Below are 470 nucleotides of genomic sequence, written 5' to 3'. Positions count from 1 at the left end.
TCACGGTCACTATTTCTCTCTTTTGGTATATGTTGTGCAATAAGAGGGTAGATACCTTCTTTCGCTGCAGCATCAAGGATTTGATATTGAGATGTTTGATGTAATAGTTTTTTCAATGTATATACAATTTTCGTTGGATATCCTTCTTTTCGATCAATCATGTCACGGAGTCCACGAATTACACTGCGGATTTGACGATGACAAGTATGCTTTAAAACATGAATGAATTTATTCATGTCTGCAGACAGTTCACCGATATTCATCTCCTGTAGGACTGACTCGATGAACTTCGCTTTACGAGCATAAGTAGCTTTTGGTGTAAATGGATCCCTGTGTTGTTCTTCACCAGCTTCTTTCGTACATAAGAAGTCTGAATGGATTGAAAGGTATAATGTTGTATATCGTTTTGTATGCTTTACCCCTTTTTGCATTTTGCAAATTTTGAATAGGGGATTCCCCGTACATGGTAA

General features: G+C 37.2%; 1 pseudogene. It reads right to left on the bottom strand.

Annotation, left to right across the window (positions count from 1 at the left end):
• A pseudogene (locus tag CO726_RS31315) lies at positions 1-470 on the bottom strand (hypothetical protein); the annotation flags it as partial.

This window comes from Bacillus fungorum (assembly GCF_002746455.1).
In the GTDB taxonomy this organism is placed as follows: Bacteria; Bacillota; Bacilli; order Bacillales; family Bacillaceae_G; genus Bacillus_A; species Bacillus_A fungorum.
This window is presented reverse-complemented; position numbering and strand designations above follow the sequence as displayed.